13 protein-coding genes and 1 pseudogene are annotated in these 18,593 nt (G+C 60.0%); 1 reads left to right on the top strand and 13 read right to left on the bottom strand.

Features of this window, described 5'->3' with window-relative positions; translation table 11 throughout:
• Positions 1-125 precede the first annotated feature (125 nt).
• The 7 genes and pseudogenes from MELB17_RS09635 to MELB17_RS09605 form a co-directional block, all read right to left on the bottom strand.
• Positions 126-1,070: pseudogene (locus MELB17_RS09635) on the bottom strand (GlxA family transcriptional regulator); the annotation flags it as partial.
• Between the two features lie 176 nt (positions 1,071-1,246).
• Positions 1,247-2,446, bottom strand: a complete 1,200-nt coding sequence (gene fdhA / locus MELB17_RS09630) for a formaldehyde dehydrogenase, glutathione-independent (protein WP_007350032.1) — start codon at positions 2,444-2,446, stop codon at positions 1,247-1,249.
• Positions 2,439-3,107: a sarcosine oxidase subunit gamma gene (locus MELB17_RS09625; RefSeq protein WP_007350031.1), complete on the bottom strand. Its 669-nt coding sequence runs from the start codon at positions 3,105-3,107 to the stop codon at positions 2,439-2,441. Before MELB17_RS09625 ends, fdhA begins: the two co-directional genes overlap by 8 nt.
• Entirely contained in the window at positions 3,100-6,117 is a 3,018-nt protein-coding gene (locus tag MELB17_RS09620; RefSeq protein ID WP_007350030.1) for a sarcosine oxidase subunit alpha family protein, read from the bottom strand. The genes MELB17_RS09625 and MELB17_RS09620 overlap by 8 nt, the downstream gene beginning before the upstream one ends.
• A complete protein-coding gene (locus MELB17_RS09615) occupies positions 6,114-6,461 on the bottom strand; it encodes a sarcosine oxidase subunit delta (RefSeq protein WP_007350029.1) in 348 nt (115 codons plus the stop codon). The genes MELB17_RS09620 and MELB17_RS09615 overlap by 4 nt, the downstream gene beginning before the upstream one ends.
• Before the next feature lie 15 nt (positions 6,462-6,476).
• Complete coding sequence (locus MELB17_RS09610; protein WP_007350028.1) at positions 6,477-7,727, bottom strand: sarcosine oxidase subunit beta family protein; 1,251 nt, start codon at positions 7,725-7,727, stop codon at positions 6,477-6,479.
• Positions 7,728-7,786: 59 nt separating this feature from the next.
• Positions 7,787-8,881 (bottom strand): hybrid-cluster NAD(P)-dependent oxidoreductase, encoded by a 1,095-nt coding sequence (locus MELB17_RS09605; RefSeq protein WP_007350027.1) that lies wholly within the window; start codon positions 8,879-8,881, stop codon positions 7,787-7,789.
• Positions 8,882-9,192: 311 nt separating this feature from the next.
• On the opposite strand from MELB17_RS09605, the gene MELB17_RS09595 reads away from it, so the two are divergent.
• Positions 9,193-10,479 (top strand): aromatic ring-hydroxylating oxygenase subunit alpha, encoded by a 1,287-nt coding sequence (locus tag MELB17_RS09595; RefSeq protein WP_007350026.1) that lies wholly within the window; start codon positions 9,193-9,195, stop codon positions 10,477-10,479.
• Positions 10,480-10,484: 5 nt separating this feature from the next.
• Here MELB17_RS09595 and MELB17_RS09590 read toward each other — a convergent pair whose 3' ends face one another.
• From MELB17_RS09590 to MELB17_RS09565, 6 genes are all read right to left on the bottom strand, one after another.
• On the bottom strand, positions 10,485-11,330 hold the full coding sequence (locus MELB17_RS09590) for an electron transfer flavoprotein subunit beta (protein ID WP_007350025.1): 846 nt from the start codon (positions 11,328-11,330) through the stop codon (positions 10,485-10,487).
• A complete protein-coding gene (locus MELB17_RS09585; RefSeq protein ID WP_007350024.1) occupies positions 11,320-12,639 on the bottom strand; it encodes an electron transfer flavoprotein subunit alpha/FixB family protein in 1,320 nt (439 codons plus the stop codon). Before MELB17_RS09585 ends, MELB17_RS09590 begins: the two co-directional genes overlap by 11 nt.
• Positions 12,632-14,614 carry a (Fe-S)-binding protein gene (locus MELB17_RS09580; RefSeq protein ID WP_007350023.1) on the bottom strand — a complete coding sequence of 661 codons (1,983 nt, stop codon included), beginning with the start codon at positions 14,612-14,614 and terminating at the stop codon, positions 12,632-12,634. The genes MELB17_RS09585 and MELB17_RS09580 overlap by 8 nt, the downstream gene beginning before the upstream one ends.
• A 45-nt stretch (positions 14,615-14,659) precedes the next feature.
• On the bottom strand, positions 14,660-16,726 hold the full coding sequence (gene dgcA / locus MELB17_RS09575) for a dimethylglycine demethylation protein DgcA (protein ID WP_007350022.1): 2,067 nt from the start codon (positions 16,724-16,726) through the stop codon (positions 14,660-14,662).
• Positions 16,727-16,736: 10 nt separating this feature from the next.
• Entirely contained in the window at positions 16,737-17,270 is a 534-nt protein-coding gene (locus MELB17_RS09570) for a 4-vinyl reductase (RefSeq protein ID WP_007350021.1), read from the bottom strand.
• 70 nt (positions 17,271-17,340) lie between these two features.
• Complete coding sequence (locus tag MELB17_RS09565; RefSeq protein WP_007350020.1) at positions 17,341-18,423, bottom strand: dipeptidase; 1,083 nt, start codon at positions 18,421-18,423, stop codon at positions 17,341-17,343.
• Between the last annotated feature and the right edge of the window lie 170 nt (positions 18,424-18,593).

Below are 18,593 nucleotides of genomic sequence, written 5' to 3'. Positions count from 1 at the left end.
AAAAACGTCATTTTCTGTCAGGGTTATGTCTTGACGCTACCATAGGTCGGCTCGCCCTGAGCATCGATCAAGGCAGTTGTCGCGCCTCCGACCCGTGCATCGAACGGGCCGGACACACAGCTGATTCTCTCACTGCGTGGCGGAATACCGAAATACTCACGATAACACCTGGAAAAATGCGAGGTGGAGACGAAGCCGCATGCGGAGGCGACTTCGACGATCGACAGCGAACTTTGCTTGAGCAGCTGGCGTGCACGGGTCAGGCGCAGTTTGATGTAGTACCGTGAGGGCGAGCAGAGCAGATGTTTTTGAAACAGCCGTTCGAGCTGGCGCCGTGACATCAACACGAAGACTGCAAGCTCATCCAGACAAATGGGCTCTTCGAGATTGGCCTCCATCAGGGCAACGATTTCCAGTAGTTTGGGTTGGGTACTGCCAAACCAGTGTTTCAGCGGCACCCGCTGCAGGTCTTGCTCGTTGCGCACCATGTCATAAATGAACATTTCGGAGATAGCGGAAGAGAGCGTTCTGGAATGATCGCGTGCGATCAGACTGAGCATCATATCCAGCGGCGCGGTACCACCAGACGCCGTTGGCCGATCCCGGTCAATGCAGAAAAGCCGTTCGGTCAGGGTGACGCGCTGAAAGGTCTCTTTCATTACGACCATGTATTCCCAATGCACGCTGGCCTCGTAGCCATCCAGCAGCCCGGCCCTGGCCAGCGCCCAGCTGCCCGTGCAAACCGCGCCGAGCCTGCGCGAGAGTCGTGCCTGAGCCTTCAACCAGGCGATATGTTCGCGGGAGGTGCTGCGTTCGACGCCCACGCCGCCACAAACGATGACCGTGTCTATCGGCGGCGCTGCGGACGTTGCAGTATCCGGTGTGATCAGCACGCCGTCGCTGGCTCGCACGGGTGTTCCGTCCAGGCTTAAGGTCACCCAGTGATAGAGTGTACGACCGGCCAGCTGGTTGGCCATGCGCAGCGGTTCAATGGCGGCCGCCATTGAAATAAGGGTGAAATTTTCCAGCAGGAGGAAACCCAGCGTCTGAATCTGCCCCTGGGCAGGAATAGCGGCATGTAGCTTGTCTTTATTCTGGTGCTCATTAGTGCTCGTCATCAGACAATTGCTCCATGCTGGTTAATACCAGGACTTCCAGCCGTCGCGACGCACCCAGGGTGGCGCGCTAAACTGATCCCTTGTGCTGCATCCTAGCAATTTGACATCACTAATGTTTGTCTTATCGGTTATGCCAGCTTGAGCGAGTTGTGCGGATCGATGACGAATTTTTTGGGCACGCCCGCATCAAACTCGCCGTAACCGAGCGGCGCATCGTTCAGCGAGATAACCTCGACCCCGACGACATCCGCTATCTTGATACGATCCCACATGATGGCCTGCATCAACTGGCGGTTGTACTTCATCACCGGTGTCTGGCCGGTGTGGAAGCTATGGGATTTTGCCCAGCCAAGGCCAAAACGCAGGCTCAGGTTACCCTTCTGGGCGGCTGTATCCGCAGAGCCCGGATCCTCGGTGACATACAGGCCGGGAATACCCAGCTTGCCTGCAGCGCGGGTGATCTCCATCAGCGAATTGAGTACAATCGCCGGGGCCTCTTCCCGAACGCCCTCATGCCCATGACCGCGAGCCTCGAACCCTACGGCGTCTACCGCACAATCCACCTCGGGTATGCCAAGCAGTTCGGCGATCTGATCGCCCAGAGAAGCGTCCTGCGACAGGTCCACCACCTCGAACCCCTGAGATTTCGCATGGGTCAGGCGGGTCGGATTGACGTCGCCGACGATGACTACCGCCGCGCCCAGCAAGCGCGACGAGGCTGCAGCGGCGAGCCCGACCGGTCCTGCACCGGCGATATAGACCGTACTACCTGGACCGACGCCTGCTGTTACCGCACCGTGATAGCCTGTGGGCAGAATATCGGAGAGACAGGTGAGGTCACGGATCTTTTCCATTGCAAGATCGCGGTGCGGTAGTTTCAGCAGATTGAAGTCGGCATAGGGCACCATCACATAGTCGGCCTGACCACCGACCCAGCCCCCCATATCCACATAACCGTAAGCGCCGCCAGCGCGCGACGGGTTGACGGTGAGGCAGACGCCGGTGTCCTGCTCCTTACAGGTTCGGCAGCGCCCGCAAGCTACGTTGAACGGCACCGACGCCAGATCACCAACCTTGAAGTTCTCGACATCGGAGCCGGTCTCAATCACTTCGCCGGTAATCTCGTGACCCAGCACCAGCCCTGCAAGCGCCGACGTGCGGCCGCGGACCATGTGCTGGTCCGAACCACAGATATTGGTCGTGATCACCTTCAGCAGTACACCATGACCGATCCTGCGGCCCTGCGGGTTCTCCAGTTTCGGGAACGGAATGGATTGGACTTCAACCTTGCCCGGGCCGATGTAAACTACACCGCGATTGTCACTCATTGTTGTTATCCTTATTTTCAGTGTGTTTTGTGGTGATCCCATACTCTTCACCTGCGTCCAGCAACCAGCGATACAGGTAATCGGCGAAACTACGCCGGATCACCAGCTCCCAGTGCTTTGCATCAGGACGTCGAAGCAGCACTGTGGTCTTGGCGAACACCGTCGACACGCCTCTGCCAACGGGGAACGCGTGCGGGTGCACGTCACAGGGTGTCGACTTCATCAGCACCTCGTGCGCACTTGGGCCGGACAGGGTGAGCACTGTCTGGCCACCGCTGACGTTCACGACCGCATAGGCATTATCCCCCAGTGCCTGGCGCAAGGCGTTCTCGGTGGCAAATTCCTCACCCGGCGGCAAAATCACCAGCCACTCGTCTGGTGACAGCCACTGGATGCTTTTTCCTCCCTCGACGTTCAGGCCGCAGGCGGTTTCGGGCAAGGCGATACCGACGACTTGTTTTATCGCCGCACGCAACACGCCCGCAGTGCCCCGCACAATCAGGTGGCCCAGAAAGGCACGTTCATCCATGGCCACGGCAGAGCCTTCCTTAGGGTCAGCGCCTTGAGCAGAGACAGCATGCCGATGAAGCGAATAATGCAGTGGCGATTCGGCCGCAATCGTGTCAGCTGCACGTTGTTCAAAAATGGCTACATTAGACATTCTGGCGCTCCCCCTTTGGGTCATAGAAGATCGGACTGACGATTTCTGCGGCATGGGTAACGCCACCGGTCATCGGACAATAGACCCGTTCGCCGATGCGCTTCTGGCCGCCCTTGACCAACGCCAGCGCGAAACCATGGTTCAGCGTCGGGCTGTAGTAGCTCGATGTCACATGTCCGACCATGGTCATGGGTATTGGCTGCTGCGGATCGAAAACGATCTGCGCCCCTTCCTGAAGCACGACCATCTCGTCCAAGGGTTTGAGCCCGACCATCTGTTTGCGGTCCTCCCTGCAGGTATCCGGCCGTGTGAGCGAGCGCTTGCCGATCCAAGAGAACGGCTTGTTGTAGCCAACGCACCACTGCATTCCGAGATCCTCGGGCGTTACCGAACCATCGGTTTCCTGACCGACGATAATGAACCCCTTTTCCGCCCGCAGCACATGCATGGTTTCGGTGCCGTAGGGCGTCAGGCCGTACTTGTCGCCATGCTGGAACAGGGTCTTGCAGACATGCATGGCATAGTGGGCCTGCACGTTGACCTCATAACTGAGCTCTCCGGTGAAGGAGATCCGATACACCCGCGCCGGCACGCCGGCCACCATACCCACGCGCCAGTCCATGAACCTGAAGCTGTCGCGATCAAGGTCAATGTCAGTCACTTCTGCAAGCAGGCGGCGTGCTTCTGGCCCGGTGATAACCATGGTTGCCCAGTGATCGGTAACCGAGGTGAAGCTGACATCGAGTTCGGGCCACTCGGTCTGATGCCACAGCTCAAGCCACTCCAGTACCCGAGCGGCGCCTCCTGTGGTTGTGGTCATCAGAAAGTGGTTGTCGGCAAGGCAGGTGGTCACGCCGTCGTCCATCACCATACCGTCGTCCTTGCACATCAGGCCGTAGCGCGCCTTGCCGACCGCAAGCTTTTCCCAGCCATTGGTGTAGATCCGGCCAAGGAACTCGCGGACGTCCTTGCCCTGAATATCAATCTTGCCCAGGGTAGAAGCATCAAGCATACCGACCTTCTCGCGCACAGCACGACACTCGCGTACGACCGCATCGTGCATCGTCTCTTCATTATTACTGGGGAAGTACCAAGGCCGCTTCCACTGGCCGACATCTTCAAACTTTGCACCACGCGCACGATGCCACTCGTGCAATGCCGTGTAGCGCTCGGGGTCGAACAGATCGCGGCGATGGCGTCCGGCGATTGCACCAAAGCCCACCGGAGTGTAGTTCGGGCGGAATATCGTGGTGCCGGTGTCAGCTATGGTCTGGTTCAGGCAGCGGGCGGCGATTGCCATGCCGTTGATGTTGCCAAGCTTGCCCTGATCGGTGCCGAACCCCAGCGCGGTGTAGCGTTTGACATGCTCGATGGCCTCGAACCCTTCACGGGTAGCAAGCTCTATGGCCGCTGCGGTCACGTCGTTCTGCAGATCGACGAACTGCTTGGGCGCACGCAAAGTCGGCTTCTCATGAGGCACCTGATACAGACCCAGAGCCTCGCCGGTCTTCAGTCGTTCGACGTCGGGCAGGTCGATTGACGCCGACGTGTCACCACACCCAATTGCGGCCTCGGCACCTGCTTCGGCGCCACCCTTGAGCACATCGCCGAGCGCGTAAACGCCGCAGGCACCACCGACGGGCGTCAGGCCAGGCAGTTCTGCCGGCACGAAACCAAGAATGTCTTCACGCCAGACCGGGCGCGAGTTGGTGTGCGAGGACAGGTGTACCACTGGACTGAAGCCACCGGAGCTGGCAATGGTGTCGCAACTCAACTCGCTGGCCGGACCCGTCGTCTGGAAGCGGGCAACGTCGATGCTGGCAATGCGCGCACCGGTCACCCGGTTTTTACCTTTCGCCTCGATAACGGCGCTGCCCATGATGATGTTCAGCCCTTGCGCACGAGCCATTTCTATCCAGTGGCCATCGGCACGTTCCCGGGCATCAACGATGGCGACGACCTCATGGCCGGCTTCCGCCCAGTCGAGTGCGGCGCGGTAGCCGTCGTCGTGGCAGGTCGAGACAACGAGGCGCTTGCCTGGTACAACGCCGTATCTGCGGATGTAGGTGGATACGGCGCCGGCCAGGAGGTTGCCCGGCACATCGTTTTTCGCGTAGACCAGCGGCCTTTCGTGAGCGCCTGTAGCCAGAACGATCTGCGCGGCGCGAACGTGATACATGCAGGCGCGCGCCAGCTGCTGGCCGTTGACCTCCGGTGCGCGATCGCCAAGGTGTTCGGTGCGGCGTTCGTACAGTGTTACAAACTGATGGTCGTGCAAACCGTTGGCCGTGGTGCGCGGCAACAGGAGGACGTTATCCATGCCTGCCAGTTCGGCCACCACAGCGGCCACCCATACGGAGGCCTGTTTGCCGTCGAGCATTTCCCGCGAACAGAGCAGGGATCCGCCCAGCTCTTCCTGTTCATCGCACAAAATGACGCGCGCGCCACTCCTGCCGGCCGCGAGGGCGGCGGCCAGTCCAGCAGGACCCGCGCCGATCACCAGCACGTCGCAGTGTTGCTTGCTGTGTTCATAATGGTCCGGGTCTATTTCGCGTGGGCTACGCCCCAGACCAGCCGCCTTGCGAATCAGCTTTTCGTAGGTCATCCACATGGACGCCGGCGCCATGAATGTCTTGTAGTAGAAACCGGGAGGGATCATCGGGCTGAACAGTTCCCCGATGGTGCTTAGCAATCCGCTGTGAGGGTTGGTGCTGCGGGCACACAGGCCATCGAACAAAGCCTGCTGGGTGGCCCTCACGTTGGGAACCTGCGTCGCCTCCGTAGCCCCTAATTGCATGATCGCATTGGGCTCTTCGGCGCCGGCGGCGACAATGCCGCGCGGGCGCGAGTACTTGAAACTGCGGTTGACGATGTCTACACCATTGGCGAGCAACGCGGAAGCCAGTGTGTCACCGGTGTAGCCGTGACAGGTCTGACCGTTGAACGAAAACGTCAGTGGACGGCCACGATCAATGCGCCCACCCTTTGCCAGACGATTGACCTGATTCATGCACGGACCCTCCGTACTTTGTGTACTTGTTCAACCTGCCCTTCACGACCGTGCGCTGTCGTGCCGGCCGTGACGCTGGTTTGTTCACCCATACGATACGTCTCGAAGATCTCGTAGCTGACGGTGTTGCGGGCAACGTTGAAGAACTTGCGACAGCCCGCCGCATGTACCCACATTTCCTGATGCAGCCCTCTGGGGTTGTCACGGAAGAACAGGTATTCGCCCCATTCTCTGTCTGACGCCGCCTCCGGATTTTCCGGGCGCTGGATATGGGCCTGGCCCATGCAGTGAAACTCTTCCTCAGACCGTTGCTCGGCGCAGTAGGGGCAATGAATGTAAAACATGGGCCGGACTCTCCTTTAATGAGCGACGCCCGCAGCGCCGTGCTCGTCAATCAGCGAGCCGGTGCAGAAGCGATCGATTGAAAACGGCGCCGCCAGGGCATGTGGCCGACCGTTCGCCAGAGTCCAGGCGAAGACATCGCCCGAACCCGGGGTGGCCTTGAAGCCACCAGTGCCCCAGCCGCAGTTGAAAAACAGCCCTTCAACCGGTGTGGCGGAAAGGATCGGACAGGCATCTGGCGTGGTGTCGACAATGCCGCCCCACTGCCGGTTCATGCGCACTCGTGAGAAGATCGGAAACAGTTCAATAATCGCCTGCATGGTGTGTTCAATCGTCGGATAACTGCCGCGTTGGCCGTAACCGTTGTACCCGTCAATGCCGGCGCCAACGACCAGATCGCCCTTGTCCGTCTGGCTGATATACCCGTGCACGTGGTTGGACATGACCACCGTGTCGAGAATCGGCTTGAGCGGCTCCGACACGAATGCTTGCAGAGGATGCGACTCGATGGGCAGCTTGATGCCGGCCATGCCAGCAACCACGCCGGAGTTACCGGCGACCACACAGCCCACTGTTCTGGCATTGATATCACCGCGACTGGTATGCACACCGAGGATCTTGCCGTTGTGGATATTGAGCCCGGTGACTTCCGTCTGCTGGATCAGGTCGACCCCGAGCCGGTCTGCGCTGCGGGCATAGCCCCAAGCCACGGCGTCATGGCGGGCCACGCCTGCGCGCGGCTGCCACGAGGCGCCCAGCACCGGGTAACGGGTGTTGCGGGAGCAGTCCATTATGGGAACCCGCTCCGCGACCTGGCGGGCATCGAGCACCTCACCATCGATGCCATTGAGACGATTCGCATTGACTCTGCGCTGAATGTCGCGCATGTCCTGCAGCGTGTGCCCAAGGTTGAGCACGCCGCGCTGTGAGAACATGACGTTGTAGTTCAGGTCCTGCGACAACCCCTCCCAAAGCTTCATCGAGTGCTCGTACAGCGCTGCCGACTCGTCCCAGAGGTAGTTTGAGCGCACGATTGTGGTGTTACGTGCCGTATTGCCGCCGCCGAGCCAGCCCTTCTCGATCACCGCCACATTGGTGACGCCGTAGTTTTTGGCGAGATAGTAGGCGGTGGCGAGGCCGTGACCGCCGCCGCCGATGATGATCACGTCGTATTCTTTCTTCGGCGTGGGGCTGCGCCAGGTTTTTTGCCAGTTCTCGTGGTAACTCAGGGCGTGTTTGATGAGTCCAAAAACCGAATACCGTTCCATAGCGAGCAACCCTGTTGTTAAATTAAGTGGCGTGTCGTCAAGCAGCGTTTGCGACATCCTCAGTACCCCACCACAACGTCACCCAAGGGCCGACTGCAACAGGCAAGGATGAAGCCCACCTCCTCGTCTTCCTCAGTGATGCCGCCGTTGTGCTGCATATCGACCGTGCCGGCTTTCAGCTCAACCCGGCAGGTGCCGCACAAGCCCATGCCACAAGCCTTCGGAATGTGCAGGCCCACCTTGGCCGCGGCGGCGTGGACAGTCTCGCCCCGTGGCACGCGCACGTGCTTGTCGCTGTCGACGAAGGTGACACTGACCAGGTCAGCCTGGTCGAGTGCTTCAGCAGCAGCCTCGGCGTGCTCGATAACGTCTTCCGCAACCGCCGCCGGTGTCGAGCCGAACGACTCCTCGTGATAGTGAGCCATGTCGAAACCCGCGTTGCCCAGGATCTGTCTGACCGCACGCATGTAGGGGGTCGGGCCGCAGCAAAACACTTCAAAATCCATGAAGTCCGGCGCAATCAACTCCAGCATCTGCTGGTTCAAATAGCCCCTATAGCCGACCCAGGGTTGGCCAGGCTCCTGCCGCTCGCAGATGACATGCACATTGAAGCTGTCGATGCGCGAACACATGTGGTCGAGCTCGCGACTGTAGATAACATCCTGGGGGGTGCGGGCGCTGTGGATAAAGCAGGCGTTAACATTGGCATTGGTATCGAAAAACCAGCGGGCCATCGACATCACCGGCGTTATGCCAACACCACCGGAGAGCATCAGGATATTCTCGGTGGGGTAATCGATCGCATTGAAGTCGCCAATCGGTCCGTGCACCGCAAGCTCAAAACCTTCAACGAGGTTATCGTGGAGCCAGTTGGACACCTTGCCGCCGGGTATGCGCTTTACTGTAATCGAGAAACTGTAAGGCACCGATGGGGAGCTGGAAATGCTGTAGGAGCGCATGATTTGCTCCCCGTCGATTTCCAGCTCCAATGTGACGAACTGGCCGGGCTTGAAGTAGAACAGAATCGGCTGTTCCGCAACAAAACAGAAGGTGCGCACATCCCAGGTCTCCTGGACCGCTTGGGTGCAGCGCACCACGTGGCGGCCATTGCTCCAGGTCTGCGTGTTAACGGGATTGAGAAACTGCGTAGTCATAAACTCTCTCTCGTCTGAACGGCCTGCAGGCGACGGCAACCCGAGCCAGGTATCGCCATCGCTCTGTGCACTGATGCGTGTTCCACCGAAGCATGGTCAACGAAATGATTCTCGCCGTCTGCCCTTGGCACGACTTGTCTATATACGACACTGGCGTATCTGGAACTGCCATCACAACCCTGATACAGGATGTCGTCGTCAGCGCTGTGCATGTCGTGAATAGACAACTCTGTTTCCCGAACCTGGTCCACACTCGGTCGGACGTCAGGTGGCATCTGATACGATCATTCACGCCGTGAGGAGAGAAAACGATGGACCGTGATTTTACCGCAGGTTTTAACCACTCAATGAATGATCCGCGCAGAGTAATGGCTGAGATGCTGCAGAGCAGGCGCCAGAATTTCTCCTTGCCACAGGCCCTCTACAACGACGCGAGCATGTTCAAGCTCGACATGGAAGAAATATTCGAGAAGGAATGGATTTTCGCCGGAATGACGTGCGAAATTCCAACCAGAGGCAGCTACATAACAGTCGAGGTGGGCAGTAACTCCGTGATCGTGATGCGCGACAATACAGGCGCTGTGCAAGGGTTTCACAACGTCTGTCGCCATCGTGGTTCACGCCTGTGCAGTAAGGCTAAGGGCAAAGTTGCCAAGCTGGTGTGCCCCTACCACCAATGGACCTACGAGCTCGATGGGCGCCTATTGTACGCAGGCAACAATATGGGCCACGCTTTCGACCCGTCCGACTACAGCCTGAAACCCGTGCAGGTCAAAACCGGCGGCGGTTTCATCCTGATCTGTCTGGCCGAAGATCCACCCGCCGTTGATGACCTTCTCTTCACGCTGGGTGAATACCTCGAGCCCTACGATATGGACAACGTCAAGGTCGCCGCCGAATCGACGCTGGTTGAACAGGCTAACTGGAAGCTGGTGGTCGAAAATAATCGCGAGTGCTATCACTGCAACGGGGCGCACCCCGAATTGCTGAATAGCCTGCAGGAGTTCGATGACACCGAGGATCCCCGCGCCACACCCGAGTATAAGGCGCTGGTCGCGCGCAAGCAGGCCGAATGGAGTGCCCAGAATATACCCTGGCAGCTACAGCGTTTCGGTCAGCGCAGCCGCCTTACCAGAACCCCCCTATTGGAGGGTACGGTCGCCATGACAATGGACGGCAAACCTGCTTGCACCAAACTGATGGGCCGAATCCAGAATCCTGACATGGGCTCGTTGCGCATCCTTCACCTGCCCAATTCCTGGAACCACTTCATGGGAGATCACGCGGTGGTGTTCCGCGTGCTGCCGCTTGGGCCCCAGCACACCGTAGTTACCACCAAGTGGCTGGTACATAAGGACGCCGTCGAAGGCGTCGACTACGATCTGGCACACATGCGTCGGGTCTGGGACGCAACCAACGACCAGGATCGGCGCCTGGTGGAGGAAAACCAGCTTGGTATCAACTCCAAAGCCTACCAGCCAGGCCCCTATTCAGAAACTTACGAATACGGCGTCATCGACTTCCTACAATGGTACAGCGAACAGATGCTCAGCAACCTGGGTTACGGCCAGGATCATTTGCGTATCGTCGGGAAATAAGAGCGTCAGCTCGGCAGTACCCCTTCCTCTTTCAGCAGCGCCTGAATGGCTTCAGCCCCGATCTCGGGACTGACGCCGGTCAACACTTTACCGCCGCCGCCCTGCGTCTTTGCCGCTGCCGCCTTGAAACGGTCCCGCGCCGACAACGCGGTGATGATCTTCAATCGTCTGGGTCGCTTGCGCGCCGGTGTGGTAAGCCATTCGGCCCGCGCTTCGTCGGGCATAGACGCGGCAGCGGACACCGCAAGCCCGCCCCTGCGTGCCGGGCCGAAAGCCGAGGGACGCGCGCCGGGCGCTGCGCTATCGACCGTTACGATTGCAGGAAGCCGCACCGAGAGCCGACGTCGCTGGCCGCGCGGGAGAGCCTGCAGCAGCGTCGCGACGCCGTCGCTTACGCTTTCTACCTGTGCCACACCACTGACAATGGGCCAGCCCAGCCACTCGGCCAGCAGATAGGGAAGCATTCCCGAACCTTCACCGGTTTCGGCGCGCATGCCGCACAGTACCAACTCTGGCGTCAGCTCACGCAGCGCGTTGACCAGCGCCGGCAGCACATCGGCACCAATGGCCTGCTCTATCACCACCAATCGCTCCGCGGTGTTTTCGCCAGACTCGGAGGCGCCGACCATACCCAGGTAGCCGCGCAGCGCCAGCTCGTTTTCGGCATCGTTTTGTCCCGCGTGCAGCAGCGCTGTACAAGCGCCGGCAATAGAAAGTGCCAGCTCGTACGCGCGAGCATCCTGGTCGGCGCGCCGCGTGCGCCCGGTCAGCGGATGGCGCCCTACCGAGACCAACACGGCAATACCGAGCCGGTCGGCAGGCGCCGATTCCACAAGAACGTCAGGCGGCATCCGCTTTCTCCTCGATCCGTTGCTGCAGCGCCACCAGAGCCGCCAGAATTTCGTCAGCGTCGCCGATCACGGCGAGGTCGGCGCGTTTGTTCATGTCGCAGTCCGGGTCGAGGTTGATCGAAACGACCTTGTCGCAGCTCTTTATACCCTGCAGATGCTGGATTGCGCCGGAAATACCAACCGCGAGGTACACCCGCGCAGTGACCCATGTGCCGCTGGCGCCGACCTGGCGATCGCGCGCCATGAAACCGTCGTCTACCGCAACGCGCGAGGCACCTTCGGTCGCCCCCAGAACTGCCGCGGCGTTGTGAAATCCGGCCCAGTCGCTTACGCCACGACCGGCGGCCAGAATAAACTCCGCTTCGTCCAACGCGACCGTCGCGGGGTCGACGGCCACGGCGCCGAGGTCCTGAATGCGCCCGGGCATCCGTGACAATGGCGCCGGCAGGGTCATCGGCCGAGCCGCGTGGCGAGTCATGGCCACGGGCTCGGCGCACTCAGCCAGCGCCAACACCAACCGTGATAGCGGCCGGTTTATATCCGTGCTGCCCGCAGCACCAAGCCCGTTGCAGCGCTTTCCGTCCGCGTCTTGGTTAATCTGCCAAACCTGTGTCGCCGGGCGTTCAGACAATCTCGCCGCCAACCGGCGGCCCAGGTCGGCGCCACCCATTGGCGAATCCGGTAACAGCCAATGGCACGGCAAGAGCTCACGCTCGACGTCAGCCAACACGGCCAGACGTGCTTCGGGGCGACACTGTGTGTTAGAGGAGGCGCCCAGGCCGGGGGATTGATCGGCAGAGTGTATTAGAGAGTGCAGTAGCCGGTCGACACCGGCAGTCCCGAAGCCATCCTCCCGAATGGCGCCAAAGACTATGGCCAACACCGCACCGGGCACGGCCGGATCCGCATCGGCCAATTGCCGGGCCAAACCGAGCAGGTCCCGGTCATGGGCAGATAGCCGCCCACCGGGAAGATCAGGCACCACTGCAATCAGAAAAGCCGGGGTCTCGATCTCAACGGTTGTGCGCCGATCGGCCACCACTGCCTGGCGTTCAGTTCGCAAGTTCAGACTCGTGTCTATCTGGGCGCCGCTGCGGTCGATCCGCTTGATGCCGTTGGGGCCACTAAATCCCACTCGATGCGGGTTGCGCCGCGCCAGCCCATTGGGACCGGCCCAGAGCGATGGCCCAACCCGGCTTGTGCCAAGCATCTCCGCAAGCACCGCGTCGTGTTCCGGATGCAGGCGGTTGCGCGCGATCCGCTCCTTGCGTGAGTCGCGGCGCGGAAGAGGATCTGTGCCGTTATGCATCAGCGAGTATCTCCACAGCTGGCGATGGCTGACCCGCGTTGTCTTTCCGGCCGGATTGATCTTTCTGCGCCGATGGCACCAGGCAGTCGGCCACGAGTTCGGCAATGTCACGAACCTCCGGCCTCGGTTCTACCACGCCCTCCAGCATGGCGGTACATTGCGGGCAACCGACGGCTACCACACTCACGCCGGTTTCACGGATGTCATCCATGCGCATGTCGGGGATCCGGCGTTTACCGGGAATGTCGATGATCGCCGCGCCCCCGCCGCCGCCGCAGCAGCGTGAACGAGAGCCGCTGCGCTGCATTTCCACCAGTTCCATACCGAGCGCCTTGAGCACGTTGCGCGGCGCGTCGTACTCACCGTTGTAACGCCCCAGGTAGCAGGGATCGTGATAGGTGACCTTGTCGCCTTTCCACGGGGAAATCTCCATGCGGCCTTCGGCGAGCAATTCGGCGATATAGGTGCTGTGATGATAAACCTGATAGCTGCCGCCCAATTCGGGGTACTCGTTTTTGAGTACATGAAGGCTGTGGGGATCGCAGGTGAGGATACAGCCAAAGCCATACTGTGACAGTGTTGCGATGTTACGCCTCGCAAGGCTCTGGAAGGTTGCTTCGTCGCCAAGGCGGCGAGCGAGATCACCGCTATCGCGCTCGTCATTGCCGAGCACTGCGAAATCGACGTCGGCGGCGCGCAGTATCCTGACCAGCGCACGCAGTGTTCTCTGGTTACGCTGGTCGAAGGCGCCATCGCCAATCCACAGCAGGACCGCCGCGTCGCGCACGTCGGCCATTAGCGGCAGGTTGAGATCCGCGGCCCAGTGCATGCGCGAGTCGGGGGCGAAGCCGTTGGGATTGTCGGTCGCAATCAGGTTTTCGATAACCTCGACGCCCCGTCTGGGTGTAACGCCCAACTCCAGAGTGATGTGGCGGCGCATGTCGACGATGGCGTCGACATGCTCGATCATCATCGGACACTCCTCGACACAAGCTCTACAGGTGGTGCAGGACCACAGGGTCTCGGCGCTGACCAAGGCCTTGCCTTCTCTTACGATGATCGGCTCATCGAGTGCGCCATGGTGCTCGCCCACCGGCTTGCCGGGGTGCGGCGACCCGTGATAGCCGGCATCGCTGCCCCCGGCCAGCCCGACCACCATGTCCTGTATCAGTTTTTTCGGGTTAAGGGGCTGGCCCGCAGCAAACGCCGGGCAGACCGCTTCGCAACGCCCGCATTGCACGCAGGCATCGAACCCCAGTAGCTGGTTCCAGGTGAAATCCGCCGGTTTTCCTGCGCCCAGCGGCGCCTGCGGGTCGGCGAGATCGAGCGCTTTCAGGCCGGTGGAACGACCGCCTCCGAAGCGTTCCGGCCGGCGATGGAAAGCCAGATGCAGCACACCGGCGAAGGCGTGTTTCATCGGCCCACCCCAGGTCATACCCAAAAACATTTCGGCCAGGCCCCACGCCACCACAGCCGCGAGAAGCACGGCCAGTACCCAGCCGCCGATGGCAGCGGGCACCACACCCGCTGCCGGCAGAGTAACAACGAAAACCCCCAGCGAGAACGCAACCAGGCTTTTAGGCAGACGCATCCAGGGCCCTTTCGAGAGCCGAGCGGGCGGATTGCGTCGGCGCAAGGCCACGAACAGGCTGCCAACAAACATGCATAGCGTGGCCGCCAGCAAAGGCCAAGTCAGCCAGGCGCTGCCCAGGCCCAGGCCGTGCACCGCAATCGCGACCGGCGCCGCAACGGCAAATCCCCCGGCCGTCGCCACGTGGGTGCGGGAAATGTACTTGTCGCGCTCTACCACGCAGTGGAGGTCGACAAGGTAGCGCCGGGGCACCGCCGTCAGCCCACTGAAAAAGCCAACGTCCGAGGGACGCCCCTGTCGCCACAGGCGAACCCGGCGAGCCGCCCCGATGATCGCCAACACCAGCGCCGTGAATATCAGGATGGGTAGGATAATTTCAAGCATGGTGGTTCTCCTATGACCTACTTGAGCGGCTGCCCGACAACCGCGTCAGAAGTCCTTACACAACCTGAGCGCATCGTAAATGGCGGCGTGGGTGTTGCGTGGCGCGTTGCAGTCACCCAGACGGAACAGCAAAAAATCGCTGCCGCTGCCACTCAGCGTGCTCAGGCATGGTTGCGGCCTGATTTCAAACAGCGCCTCAAGGTCGATCTGGCCCTTGTTCAGCGAGCGCGGCTTGAGCGCGTAGTACAGCGCTTCATCGGGTCGTACGCCGTTTTCGACCACCACCTGATCGACTACCCGCTCTTCCTGAACGCCGGTGTATTCGTTTTCGAGTACCGCCACCAGCTTGTCGCCTTCGCGATAGACTTTCTGCAGCATCAGGTCGGAGGTCATGATCACCTCCTTGGCGTACAGGCTACGGTAGTAGGTTGGGAAGCTGGTGCCGCCAACGGCCGCGCCGGGCTTGATGTCGTCGGTCACGATCTCGACCTGGGCACCTTTCTCCGAGAGGAAATCGGCCGCCGATACGCCGGGGAATTCGCAGATTGTGTCGTACACCAGCACATTCTTGCCGGGCGCGACAACGCCGTTGAGGATGTCCCAGGTACTGACGACGAGGCCGTCTTCGGCACCCCATTCGGGCACCTGCGACAGGAAAGGCGTGCCGCCGGTTGCGACGATCACAATGTCTGGACGCATATCGAGCACGCCTTCGTCCGCTCGTACGCCGAGACATACTTCGACGTTGAGGCGGGCCAGTTCAAGCTGAAACCAGCGGGTGATACCGGCAATCTGATCGCGCTGCGGCGCCTTGGACGCTATGGTGATCTGTCCGCCGAGTGCAGGGCTCGCCTCGTACAACGTCACAGCATGACCCCGCTCGGCAGCCACCCGCGCCGCCTCCATGCCGGCAGGACCGCCGCCCACGACCACCACCTTGCGCCGGGAACCCGTACTCTTTGCTATGATATGTGGCAGGCCCTTGTATTCACGCGAGGTTGCCGCATTCTGGATGCACAGCACATCCAGCCCCTGGTACTGCCGATCGATACAATAGTTGGCACCCACGCACTGCTTGATCTGGTCTATCTGCCCCAATTTGATTTTATTGACGATATGCGGGTCGGCAATCTGCGCCCGCGTCATCCCCACCAGATCAACGTAGCCGGCCTCCAGTATGCGCTGCGCCTGATTCGGATCCTTGATGTTCTGGGCATGGATCACCGGCACACTGACGACTGCTTTAATGCCCGCAGCCAAGTGCAGAAACGGCTCGGGCGGGTAAGACATATTCGGAATCACGTTCGCCAGAGAGTTATGGGTGTCGCAACCGGAGCCAACCACGCCGAAATAGTCGACCATGCCAGTCGCGTCGTAGTAGGCCGCGATCTGTTTCATGTCGTCATGACTGAGGCCATCGGGATGGAACTCGTCGCCGCAGATGCGCAGGCCAACTATGAAATCAATACCGACTTCGGCGCGAACCGCTTTTACAACCTCAAGACCGAAACGCATGCGGTCTTCGAAGGTCTTGCCCCACTTGTCAGTACGTTTGTTGACACGCGGGCTCCAGAACTGATCGATCAGGTGCTGGTGCACGGCCGATAGTTCAACGCCGTCCAGGCCGCCAGCCTTCGCCCGTCGCGCCGCCTGAACGAAATCACCAATGATGCGCCAGATCTCTTCTTCTTCGATGGTCTTGCAGGTCGCGCGATGGACCGGTTCACGTATACCCGATGGCGACACGAGCGAAGGCCAGTCGAAACCATCCCAGCGGGACCTGCGGCCCATATGGGTGATTTGGATCAGGATCTTGCCGCCATGCTTGTGCACGGCGTCCGCCAGGTTCTGGAAGTGGGGAATGATGCGATCGGTGGCCAGATTTACAGAACTCCACCAGTTATGAGGACTGTCGATGGACACGACCGACGAGCCCCCGCAAATGCACAGACCGCAGCCGCCTTTGGCTTTCTCTTCGTAATAGCGCACGTAGCGCTCAGTGGTCATGCCACCATCGGTTGCATAAACCTCGGCGTGGGCGGTACTGACCACGCGGTTGCGGATAGTCTGGGTGCCAATCTGGATGGGTTTGAACAACGCCTCGAAAGCCATGGTAACGTCCTTAACTCAGGGGCTGAACGATGAATATGCCGTGGTCGCAGCCAGGCTCCGCCGCGCTCTGGACCTGTTCAGCGCGGGTTCGCAACGAATGCCCCCGCGCTTGCTGAATCTGGTCCATGGCGCCGGCAAACCAGCCGGTGAACATATAGTCGACCTTGCGATCGACTTTTCCGTAGACGTACACAAAGGCACTGTGGTCCAGGCGGACGCGTGCGACCCCCTGCTCAAGATCGAACGTCTCGATGGTGAACAGGCCCCAGCCACGCTGCGAAAGGCGCAGCATGTAATGCTCAAACACGGCTGCACCTTCCAGGCCGTGCAACTCAGCCTCCTTTTCACACCAGTGCCATGCCGATGTGTAACCAGCGTGGTAGAGAATTTTGGCATAACGCACAGCGCCTATTTCCTGCTCGATCGCCATGTGATTATTGACAAAAAAGTGGCGCGGAACGTAAAGCATAGGCAACGCATCGGTTGTCCAGACGCCGGTTTCCTTATCAACCTCGATAGGCAGTTCTGGTGCCATTGTCGTCATGGTCGCTCGCCTCGCATCATTTTCCACCCCCGGTGATTTTCAGGATCGTTACGGACGCCATAACTGGGCGTCAGCCCTGAAAAGCTAACTCAGCATCACTCGTCGCGACGACCTGCTCGGACGCCAATTCAGCGCCAGACTCCTGCGTTTGACTATGTTCCGTACCCCAGACGTCGCCAAGAACCCGCAGCCAGTTTTCGCCCATGATCTTGCGAACCTGAGGTTCGGAAAATCCGTTTTTGAGCAGCGCCTCAGTGAGGTTGGGAAATTCCCCCACGGTGCGTATGCCCAGCGGGTTAACAATCTTGCCAAATTCGGTCAGGGACCGGGCATAGCCTTTATCGTGGGTGAGCATGTCGAAGAATTCGGGGCCATGACCCTGGGTGAAATCGGTGCCGATACCAATTGCGTCTTCGCCGACGATATTCATGATGTAGCCAATCGCTTCGCAGTAATCGTCAACGGTGGAATCGATGCCGTTCTTCAGGAAGGGCGCGAACATGGTCACGCCGACGAAACCGCCACGGTCGGCGATGAACTTGAGCTGCGCGTCGGTCTTGTTGCGCGGATGCTGTTTAAGACCGGCCGGTAGACAGTGGGAATAACAAACAGGTTTTTTCGATTCGAGGATGACTTCTTCAGACGTGACCGCCCCGACGTGAGACAGATCGCACATGATGCCCACCCGGTTCATCTCGGCAATCACCTCGCGGCCAAATCCGGACAAGCCGCCATCGCGCTCGTAACAACCGGTGCCGATCAGGTTCTGGGTGTTGTAGCACATCTGCACAATACCCACCCCGAGGCGCTTGAATATCTCGACGTAGCCGATCTGGTCCTCGAAGGCGTGTGCGTTCTGAAAGCCGAGGATGATGCCAGTCCTGCCTTCGCGCTTGGCCTGCCGAATATCCTCGGTGGTATGAACCTGGCGTACCAGGTCGGCGCTGTCGCGCATGAGCCGATTGACCATGACGATGTTGTCAATCGTCCCCTGAAAATCTTCCCAAACTGATACCGTGCAGTTGGCGGCGGTCAGCCCACCCTTGCGCATATCCTCAAAGAGCGCACGGCTCCATTTCGCGATGATCAAGCCATCAATAATGATGGCATTGCTGTGCAAATCGGCAGTGGAATGCAGGTTGATGGGGGACATTGTCGGCTCCAGACATTAGACGTTATAGCCGCAGCATAGCGTCCTCCCTATCTGCCAAATTGACTGATTGCGACCGAAAGAATCCCAAAAACGTCATGCGCGAATCAGCGCCCACCTGAATCGGCGGGATCGCATCATCCGTTGGCACTGCGGTATCTGACTCCAGGCGC

This window comes from Marinobacter sp. ELB17, assembly GCF_000169375.1.
GTDB lineage: Bacteria > Pseudomonadota > Gammaproteobacteria > Pseudomonadales > Oleiphilaceae > Marinobacter.
The sequence above is the reverse complement of the archived record's forward strand: the minus strand, read 5'-3'. Positions and strand labels throughout refer to the sequence as shown.